The organism is Pseudomonas sp. R62 (assembly GCF_000257605.1).
GTDB classification, from domain to species: Bacteria; Pseudomonadota; Gammaproteobacteria; order Pseudomonadales; family Pseudomonadaceae; genus Aquipseudomonas; species Aquipseudomonas atacamensis.
On record NZ_JH635998.1, the window covers coordinates 1,664,254 to 1,672,364 of the forward strand.

General features: G+C 61.0%; 12 protein-coding genes. 9 read left to right on the forward strand and 3 right to left on the reverse strand.

Annotated features, from left to right (window positions below; translation table 11 throughout):
- On the forward strand, positions 1-884 hold an 884-nt coding region (locus tag OQK_RS08645), incomplete at its 5' end, for a protein adenylyltransferase SelO family protein (protein WP_016772019.1).
- Positions 885-889: 5 nt separating this feature from the next.
- Here the strand turns inward: OQK_RS08645 and OQK_RS08650 are convergent.
- A complete protein-coding gene (locus tag OQK_RS08650) occupies positions 890-1,252 on the reverse strand; it encodes a type II toxin-antitoxin system PemK/MazF family toxin (protein WP_016772020.1) in 363 nt (120 codons plus the stop codon).
- The gene (locus OQK_RS08655; protein ID WP_008077592.1) at positions 1,252-1,521 is read right to left on the reverse strand and encodes an AbrB/MazE/SpoVT family DNA-binding domain-containing protein; all 270 of its coding nucleotides are present in this window, start codon (positions 1,519-1,521) and stop codon (positions 1,252-1,254) included. Before OQK_RS08655 ends, OQK_RS08650 begins: the two co-directional genes overlap by 1 nt.
- A gap of 236 nt (positions 1,522-1,757) precedes the next feature.
- On the opposite strand from OQK_RS08655, the gene trxC reads away from it, so the two are divergent.
- A complete protein-coding gene (trxC, locus tag OQK_RS08660; protein WP_016772021.1) occupies positions 1,758-2,192 on the forward strand; it encodes a thioredoxin TrxC in 435 nt (144 codons plus the stop codon).
- 129 nt (positions 2,193-2,321) lie between these two features.
- Here trxC and OQK_RS08665 read toward each other — a convergent pair whose 3' ends face one another.
- Positions 2,322-3,092 (reverse strand): ParA family protein, encoded by a 771-nt coding sequence (locus OQK_RS08665; protein ID WP_016772022.1) that lies wholly within the window; start codon positions 3,090-3,092, stop codon positions 2,322-2,324.
- A gap of 356 nt (positions 3,093-3,448) precedes the next feature.
- Between OQK_RS08665 and OQK_RS08670 the strand changes: the two genes are divergently transcribed.
- The 7 genes from OQK_RS08670 to OQK_RS08700 form a co-directional block, all read left to right on the forward strand.
- Complete coding sequence (locus OQK_RS08670) at positions 3,449-4,174, forward strand: beta-ketoacyl synthase chain length factor (RefSeq protein WP_016772023.1); 726 nt, start codon at positions 3,449-3,451, stop codon at positions 4,172-4,174.
- A complete protein-coding gene (locus OQK_RS08675) occupies positions 4,150-4,962 on the forward strand; it encodes a lysophospholipid acyltransferase family protein (protein ID WP_016772024.1) in 813 nt (270 codons plus the stop codon). The genes OQK_RS08670 and OQK_RS08675 overlap by 25 nt, the downstream gene beginning before the upstream one ends.
- Positions 4,940-5,215 (forward strand): phosphopantetheine-binding protein, encoded by a 276-nt coding sequence (locus OQK_RS08680; RefSeq protein WP_016772025.1) that lies wholly within the window; start codon positions 4,940-4,942, stop codon positions 5,213-5,215. The genes OQK_RS08675 and OQK_RS08680 overlap by 23 nt, the downstream gene beginning before the upstream one ends.
- 9 nt (positions 5,216-5,224) lie before the next feature.
- Complete coding sequence (locus tag OQK_RS08685; RefSeq protein WP_016772026.1) at positions 5,225-5,479, forward strand: acyl carrier protein; 255 nt, start codon at positions 5,225-5,227, stop codon at positions 5,477-5,479.
- Positions 5,476-6,021, forward strand: coding sequence for a membrane protein (locus OQK_RS08690; protein ID WP_016772027.1), 546 nt, complete (start codon positions 5,476-5,478; stop codon positions 6,019-6,021). Before OQK_RS08685 ends, OQK_RS08690 begins: the two co-directional genes overlap by 4 nt.
- Positions 6,018-7,697: an AMP-binding protein gene (locus OQK_RS08695; protein WP_016772028.1), complete on the forward strand. Its 1,680-nt coding sequence runs from the start codon at positions 6,018-6,020 to the stop codon at positions 7,695-7,697. Before OQK_RS08690 ends, OQK_RS08695 begins: the two co-directional genes overlap by 4 nt.
- Positions 7,690-8,111, forward strand: a 422-nt coding sequence (locus tag OQK_RS08700; RefSeq protein ID WP_038860772.1) for a glycosyltransferase family 2 protein, incomplete at its 3' end; no start/stop codon positions are given. The genes OQK_RS08695 and OQK_RS08700, both read left to right, overlap by 8 nt.

Below are 8,111 nucleotides of genomic sequence, written 5' to 3' on the forward strand. Positions count from 1 at the left end.
AGCGCCCCGAGCAGCAGAAACAGCTCGGCGAGCACGTGCTGGCGATGCACTTCCCCGAATGCCTCGAACAACCGGAACCGTATCTGGCGATGTTTCGCGAGATCGTCGAGCGCAACGCCGAGCTGATCGCCAAGTGGCAGGCTTATGGCTTCTGCCACGGCGTAATGAATACCGACAACATGTCGATCCTCGGCATCACCTTCGACTTCGGCCCGTTCGCCTTCCTCGACGATTTCGACGCAAATTTCATCTGCAATCACTCCGATGATCAGGGCCGCTACTCGTTCAGCAATCAGGTGCCGGTGGGCCAGTGGAACCTCAGCGCGCTCGCCCAGGCACTGACGCCGTTCATCAGCGTCGAGGCCCTGCGCGAAACCCTTGGCTTGTACCTGCCGCTGTTCCAGGCGCACTACCTCGACCTGATGCGCCGCCGCTTCGGCTTCACCACCGCCGAGGACGACGATCAGCAACTGCTGGAAAACCTGCTGCAACTGATGCAGAACAGCGGCGTCGACTACACGCTGTTCTTCCGCCGCCTCGGTGAAGAGTCAGCCGAACAGGCCATCGCCCGCCTGCGCGACGATTTTGTCGATATCAAAGGTTTCGATGCCTGGGGCGAACGCTACGTCGCCCGGGTCGGCCGCGACGGCAATGCCGATCAGGCACAACGCCGCGCACGGATGCATGCCGTCAATCCGCTGTACATCCTGCGCAATTATCTGGCGCAAAAGGCTATTGATGCGGCGGAACAAGGGGATTATGCCGAGGTACGCCGACTGCATGCGGTGCTGAGCAGACCGTTCGATGAGCAGCCGGGAATGGAAAGTTACGCCGAGCGACCGCCGGAGTGGGGAAAGCATTTGGAGATCAGTTGTTCTTCGTAGGCGCTTCAGCTTAGCGGGTCGATTGCACTGATTACACGGTCGACGATGTCAGACATTGTCACGTCATCCAGTCGCTCGATGAATTTGGCCGTGCCGTCTCGTACCCGTTGTTCTATGTCAAAACTGCGAACCTGATTACACACCGCTACACCATTGGTTTCGTGGCCAGTAATGGCGACCGCCAAACCCATATTCCGGCTGAAATTCCCACCGCTAGTAACAGGCACCGTCATGCTCACGCCCAATGCGTTGATCTCTCTGGGCGTGATCACCACAAAGCGATGTCTGTTCATCATCTCCCGCCCCGCCACTGGGTTTAAATCAATCCAGTAAACGTCACCCCGCTGAGGGGGCTGTCGGCGCACCATCAACCCAGCTCCCGGCCGACAGAATCACCTTCAAGGGTCTCGCTAGTCTGGGCGTTAAGTTTCTGCAATTCTTCTGCGCCTTCGAGTAGCTCTGACAAACTATAACGCTTACGCGTAGCGGCTACGGCTGGACGAGCAATCAGTTCGCCATCGACCACATTCAGCTCTAGCTGTGCGCCAACCTCCAGATGCAACAACTTTAAAAGCGTGGGCGGAATCGTAATGACGGCAGCGCCGCCTTGGCGGCGTATCTTGGAAGTTACGGACATTATGTCGCTCCGATTTGATGCATAGGAATCATCGAATCCTGGATTAGTGCAACAAAAGTAGCACGCAGATAAAGACAAAGCGATCTCCTCACGACAAGCGTAAAACGCCGAATTGGTCTTCAGACTAGCCATCGATCCCGGAACGGTTTTGAGAAAAATGTGAGCAGTTGCGACATTGATAAGTTGGCAGATCGACTCCAAATCAGTTCTATAGACTGCCTATCAGAGAACCAATCATGACCACCCCACTCCTCATCCCCTGCCCCTCCTGCAACGGCCTCAACCGCATTCCAGCCGAGCGTCTCGCCGATCAACCCAAGTGCGGACGCTGCAAATCTGCGGTACTGCTGAGCAAGCCTTTCGAACTCAAACAAGGCGATTACGCCAGCCAGATCAAGGGGGATCTGCCGTTGCTGGTGGATGTCTGGGCGGAGTGGTGTGGGCCGTGCAAGTCGTTTGCGCCGGTGTTCGAGCAGGCTGCGGCGCAACTGGCGGGCAAGTGTCGGCTGGCCAAGCTCGACAGCGAGGCGAATCAGCAGTTGTCGGCGCAGTTGGGGATTCGCTCGATTCCGAGTCTGATTCTGTTTAAAAACGGCAGGGAAGTGGCGCGGCAGAGCGGTGCGTTGCCATTGCCGCAGTTGATGGCGTGGCTGCGTAGCCAAGGCATCTGACCCAACACAGACCACCCTGTGGGAGCGAGCCTGCTCGCGAAGGCGGTCGATCATTCAGCGCCGATGTTGAATGTGCCAGCCTCTTCGCGAGCAGGCTCGCTCCCACAGGATTTGCGTGTGAGTGGGGAATCAGTGGTCTTCCAGCAGATTGTGCAGTTCCACAAACTGCTGGGTCAGCTTGTGCCGTGGATCGAGGTGGATCAGCGGCATGCTGGCCTGGTGTGACTCGCGCATGCGCACCGAACTGCTCAGATACACCGGCAGCACCGGCAAGCCTTCGGCAATCAGCTCATCGAGAATCTGCTGTGGCAGGCTGGCCCGCGCCTGAAACTGATTGACCACGATGCCTTCGACTTCCAACCCTTCGTTGTGGTCATCCTTCAACTCTTCGATCTCGGCGATCAGGCCGTACAGGGCCTGACGTGAAAAGCTGTCGCAGTCGAAGGGAATCAGCACGCGATCCGCCGCAATCAGCGCCGATACCGCGTAGAAATTCAGTGCTGGCGGGGTATCGAGATAGATCCTGTCGTAGTCTTCCGATAGCTCATCGAGCAACTTACGCAGCTTGTTGATCTTGTGTTTCGCCTCGAGCTTGGGCTGCAGGTCAGCCAGCTCGGCGGTGGCAGTAATGATGTGCAGGTTATCGAACGGGGTTTCGTAGATGTCCGCCTGATTCTTTTTCGAGAACGGCCCGGACGACAGCGTCTGTTTGAAGAAATCGGCGATGCCCATCGGGATATCGTCACCGGTGAGCCCGGTCAGATACTGAGTGGAATTGGCCTGGGCATCGAGGTCGACCAACAACGTGCGATAACCCTCGCTGGCGCTGACCGCCGCCAGATTGCAGGCGATGCTGGATTTGCCCACGCCACCTTTCTGATTGAACACCACGCGCCGCATGACCAAACCTCCGTGTATCAAAGAATGACCGAGTGTAGTTGGCGGTGACCGCGCTTCGCTACCTTCACGGACATGGACTACGCCGTCAGGTGTAAATATCGGCGCCCGGGCATGGAAAAAACCGTCACCCATCACAGAGACACCTGACAGACACGCCGCCTCAAATCCGGATAATGGCCAAGTGATAGCCACACAGCGAACCGCTCGGTACATTTTGTTGGGCAAAATGTAACCAACATTTGCTACACACCCGTCGCACCGGGATAATGCGCGCCACCCGGCGCCCTGCGCCAAGCCAAGCCTGCTGCGGCGCTGGCGACTCAACGCGTCAACGAAAGCCCGCAGGGGCGGGATGAATGTCCGTGATCAACTTCAACATCGCCCAATGGCGCGCGTGGGCCCCGGGGCTCGACAGCGTGGACGCCTGGCAGGCCTGGAGCCGACAACCGGTCGTGCTGCAGAGCAGTGATGCCGCGCCCGATGTGTCGTTTCTGCCGGCCATGCAACGCCGTCGCCTCAGCCGCCTGGCGCGGATGGCCTTCAGCGTTGGCTGGCCGCTGGCCGAAGGCCGGGACCATTTGCCGCTGGTGTTCGTCTCGCGGCACGGCGAAACCCCACGCACGTTTGAAATCCTCCGCGATCTGGCCACCGAACAGCCGTTGTCGCCGACCCAATTCAGCCTTTCGGTGCACAACGCGATCATCGGTTTGTGGTCGATCATGCGCGGTGAAACCAGCGAAATGACCGCCCTCGCGGCGGCTGGCGATGGTCTGGAACATGGCATGCTCGAAGCGGCGGCATTGCTTGATGAAGGCGCCCCGGCCGTGCTGTTGGTGATCACCGAAGAGCAACCGCCCGAGGCGTATTCGCAGTGGGTCGATGACGTGCCATTCCCTTATGCGCTGGGTTTATTGCTCACGCCCGGTACCGACTGGCGGCTGACCCTGAACAGCAGCACCGAAACCCGGTCCAAGGCGCACTGGCCGCACGCGCTCAACCTGCTGCGAACCCTGCTCGGCCAGCAACCTGACTGCCAACATGCGTGGAAAAATCGTGTATGGACCTGGCATCGCAACCCGTGACCGCCAAACACCGCGACGCCTACTACTGGCGCCTGCTGGCCACTGCTGCGAGCTTCGCCTTGTTCGGGCTCGGCGGGCTGTGTCTGCGCCTGCTGGTATTTCCGCTGCTCGGCTGCCTGCCCGGTGACGCGCTGGTCCATCGCCTGCGCGCGCGGCGTACGGTCAGTCGCTTGTTCTGGTTTTTCGTGCGTTTCATGGCCCGCACCGGCGTGCTCACTTACGACATCGAGGGTGCCGAGCGCCTCGGCCGACCGGGGCAGATGATCATCGCCAACCACCCGTCGCTGATCGATGTGGTGTTTCTCATCGGTCTGGTGCGCCACGCCAATTGCGTAGTGAAGAAAACCCTTTGGGAAAACCCGTTCACCCGTGGCCCGCTGCGCCGCACCGAGTACATCAGCAACGACGGCAGCATGGACATGCTCGACGCCGCCGCGCAGTCATTGCAGGACGGCCAGACTCTGATCATCTTCCCCGAAGGCACCCGCACCCAGCCGGGTCAGGCGCCGGCCTTTCATCGGGGCGCGGCGGCAATTGCCCTGCGCGGTGCGAAAATCGTTACCCCGGTGATCATCAAGGTCAGCCCGACCACCCTGACCAAAGCCGAGCCGTGGTATCGCATCCCCCATCGCCGCGTGCACTTCAGTTTTCGCGTGGGGGCCGATATAGACCCACAGACCTTCGCCGCGCAAGGCCCCGCACCGCAGGCCTCGCGCAAGCTCAACGATTATTTGCATGACTATTTCATTAAGGAGCTCGCCGCAGATGAGCGATCAGAACACCGCTAGCCTGGTGCGTGACATCAAACTGCTGATCATCGACGCCTTGGGCCTCGAAGACATCAGCCCCGAGGACATCGGCGACGAGCAGACATTGTTCGGCGAAGGCCTCGGCCTGGACTCCGTGGACGCGCTCGAACTGGGCCTGGCGATCCAGAAAAAATACGGCATCAAGATCGACGCCGATGCCAAAGACACTCGCAACCATTTCACCAACGTGGCCAGCCTTGCGGCATTCGTCACGGCAAAACAGGCAGCTTGAGACCGGACCATGCAAACTCGTGACGATATCTTCAACACCCTGCGCGATGCCCTGGTCGAGCTGTTCGAACTGGATCCGGCTCGTGTAAGCATGGACGCCAATCTGTATCAGGATCTGGAAATCGACAGCATCGATGCGGTCGACCTGATCGATCACATCAAACGCCAGACCGGCAAGAAAATCGCCGCCGAAGAATTCAAATCGGTGCGCACCGTCGGTGACGTGGTCGAGGCGGTGTTCCGTCTGGTTCAACCGGCCGCATGAGCCGACTGATCGGCCTGGGCCTGCTGCTGGCCGGTCTGCTGTACCCCTTTGCGGTGTATTTCGGCATGGAGCATTTCGCCCCGTGGCAATTTGCACTGCTGCTGGGCAGCCTGTGGCTGGCACGCGCCCTGACCGGCGAACGCAAGCCCGGCAGCCTGTGGATGGCGTGCGTGGCGATGGTGTTCTGCCTGCTGCTGGCGGTGTTCGACAGCCCGCAGCTGCTGCGCTGGTACCCGGTGCTGATCAGCGCATTCATGCTGGTGCTGTTCGGCGCCAGCCTGAAATACGGCCCGCCAATGGTCGAGCGTCTGGCGCGCTTGCGCGAGCCGGAACTGCCGGAGGTTGCCATTCGCTACACGCGCAAGGTCACGCTGGCCTGGAGCGTGTTTTTCTTCTGCAACGGTTTGTGCGCCGCCCTCCTCACCCTGTGGGCGCCGCTGGATTGGTGGATGTTGTACACCGGCCTGATCTCCTATGGATTGATCGGCCTGATGTTTGCCATTGAATGGCTGATACGACAACGGGTAAGAGGCCGTACATGAATTGGATAAAACTTGAGCAGCTGTTGCTCAAGGCACTGCCAGCACGGGCGATCTGCCAGGCGCCGGCACTCGATTACACGCAACTGCGAGCGCAGGCCTTGAGCGTCGCCGCGGGTCTGCAAAGCCGAGGCGTGAAAAGGCTGGCCGTGCATCTGGAAGATGCCGCCGACCTTGCCATCGCCCTGCTCGGCGCGTGGCGTGCCGGCGTCAGCGTGTTGCTGCCGGCGGATCTGCAAGCGCAGACGCGTCAGCGCTGGTCGCAGGAAGTCGATCTATGGCTGACCGATCAACCCGGCGACGTCCAGTTGCACGACTTCACTCAGCCCGGCCTGCCCGGTGCAGAACTGGATCTCGATCAATGCCGCCTGAGCCTGTGCACTTCCGGCTCCAGCGGCGAACCCAAGCGCATCGACAAGACCCTGCGCCAATTGGCCAACGAGGTCGAAGCGCTGGAGCTGTTATGGGGCGCAGACCTCGGTGAAGCCTGCATCATCGGCAGTGTCGCCACGCAACACATCTATGGCCTGCTGTTTCGCGTGTTGTGGCCCTTGTGCGCCGGGCGCCCGTTGGTGCGCCGGCAACTGGCGTTCTCCGAAGACTTGCAGCGCGCCAGCCGCGAATACCCGGCCTTCGCCTGGGTTGCGAGCCCGGCGCTGCTCAAGCGCATGGGCGACAACCTCGACTGGCCGGCCCTGAGCGCGGTGCGCCGGGTGTTTTCCTCCGGTGGTGCGTTGCCACCAGAAGCGGCGCAAAGCCTGCACCAGCGCTTGCAGCAATGGCCGACGGAAATCCTCGGCAGCTCGGAAACCGGCGGTATCGCCTGGCGTCAGGGCGAGTCGTTGTGGCAACCGTTTGCTGGCGTCGAACTGAGCCAGGACAGCGACGGCGCCCTGCTTATTTCTTCGCCTTATCTGCCTGCCGGCCATGTCGAACACAGCGCTGACGCCGCGCGCATCGCCGCCGATGGTCGTTTTGAACTGCTGGGGCGACTGGACCGCATCGTCAAACTGGAAGAAAAACGCATCTCGCTGCCGATGCTCGAGCAGGCCTTGGCAGCCCATGACTGGGTCGCCGAGGCGCGCCTCGGTGTGGTTCAGGAAAACCGCGCCTCGCTCGGTGCGCTGCTGGTGCTCAGCGAATCGGGCCTGTTCGCCCTGCGCGAGCATGGCCGCCGTGGCCTGACCGAAACCCTGCGCAAACATCTGAGCCAACATTGCGAAGCCCTCGCCCTGCCCCGACGCTGGCGCCTGCTGCGGCAAATGCCGTTGAACAGCCAAGGCAAACTGGCGCAAGCCGACGTCGAAGCGCTGCTGCTGGCCGCACGGCCGAAAGCCCCCGAAGTGCTGGAGCAGAGCGCAAGCGACGGCGAATGGAGCCTGCAACTCAGCGTGCCGCCGGATCTGGCCTACTTCAGCGGACACTTTCCCAAGGCACCGGTGTTGCCCGGTGTGGTGCAGGTGGAGTGGGCGCTGAATCTGGGTCGGCAGTTGCTGAAGCTGGACGGCGCGTTTGCCGGAATGGAAGTGCTGAAATTCCAGCAACTGGTGCGCCCGGGTGATGAAATTCAGCTGCATCTGCGTTTCGATGCCGAGCGCGGCAAGTTGTACTTCGCCTATCGCAACGACACGGCGACGTGTTCCAGCGGACGCATTCTCCTGGGGCCTGCCCATGCATAACCCCTGCGCCGTAATCCCGGTGTACAACCACGAAACCGCGATCACCACCGTGGTTGATGCCCTGCTTGCACAAGGTCTGCCGTGCATTCTGGTGGACGACGCCAGCGAGCAGTCCTGCGCACGGGTGCTCGACACTCTGGCCGAGCGCGACAGGGTTTTCCTGGTGCGTCTCACAGCCAATCAGGGCAAGGGCGGCGCGGTGATGACCGGTCTGCGTGAGGCCTCGCGTCTGGGCTACAGCCATGCTTTGCAGGTCGATGCCGACGGCCAGCACGATTTGCACGACGTCGCGCGCTTCGTCGGCGAATCCCGCGGCCATCCCGAGGCGATGATCTGTGGCTATCCGCTGTTCGACGAGAGCGTGCCGAAAGGGCGTTTGTACGCGCGCTACCTGACCCACGTGATGGTCTGGAT